The following is a 256-nucleotide window of genomic DNA, read 5'->3' as shown; positions in this document are numbered from 1 at the left end:
ACACCTACAACGACCTGATCGCCGAGGGCCTGTTCAACGCAGACCTCAAGACCGCAACCTTCGAAGAGCAGGGCCCCGCGCTCCTGTCCGGCGAGGCAGCGATGGCCGTGCAGGTGAACTCGTTCTTCGGTCAGCTGCAGTCGCTGGCAGACACCGAGGAGCTCAACGAGAAGATCGGCTTCTTCCCGATCGCCCCGAGCGGCAACATCGGCACGTTCATCCCCGACCAGTCCAACGCGCTCGTCGCGTTCAAGAC

1 protein-coding gene is annotated in these 256 nt (G+C 63.3%); it reads left to right on the top strand.

All coding sequences use genetic code 11. From position 1 onward, the window contains the following. The coding region (locus ACQG3P_RS20560) for a hypothetical protein (RefSeq protein WP_426806081.1) at positions 1 to 256 on the top strand (256 nt) is incomplete at both ends.

Origin of the sequence: Stenotrophomonas sp. SrG (assembly GCF_050031795.1) — a bacterium.
Taxonomy (GTDB): Bacteria; Pseudomonadota; Gammaproteobacteria; order Xanthomonadales; family Xanthomonadaceae; genus Stenotrophomonas; species Stenotrophomonas rhizophila_A.
This window is presented reverse-complemented; position numbering and strand designations above follow the sequence as displayed.